General features: G+C 52.1%; 1 protein-coding gene. It reads left to right on the top strand.

Annotated features, from left to right (window positions below):
• On the top strand, positions 1-237 hold a 237-nt coding region (locus tag BHE89_RS22650; RefSeq protein ID WP_286146427.1), incomplete at its 5' end, for a YfbR-like 5'-deoxynucleotidase.
• Positions 238-351: the final 114 nt, after the last annotated feature.

Below are 351 nucleotides of genomic sequence, written 5' to 3'. Positions count from 1 at the left end.
CAACGCCTGATCAAACGCTGGTCACTGATGCACTCTGTTCAACCGGAGTCTGTGTTGGAACACAGCGCTGTTGTTACCCTGCTTTCCTACCTGGCTGGCAATATTGCCATTCAGCAAGGGAAGTCGGTGGATCTGGCAGTCATGCTTGCTCATGCTTCGTTGCATGATGCAGCCGAGGTTCTCTGTTCGGATGTTGTAACACCGGTCAAGAAAGCAAAACGCTGTTTTGCAGCGTGAGTTTGAACGACTGGAAAAAGGCCGCAGAGGACAAACTCATCCAGACTCTTCCCGAAGAACTCCAGGATGCAGTCGCCATAGCCTTCGCTCCCGGTGGCTATGAACAATCACTGG

Origin of the sequence: Shigella sp. FC1967 (assembly GCF_001743005.1) — a bacterium.
Lineage (GTDB): Bacteria > Pseudomonadota > Gammaproteobacteria > Enterobacterales > Enterobacteriaceae > Proteus.
The sequence above is the reverse complement of the archived record's forward strand: the minus strand, read 5'-3'. Positions and strand labels throughout refer to the sequence as shown.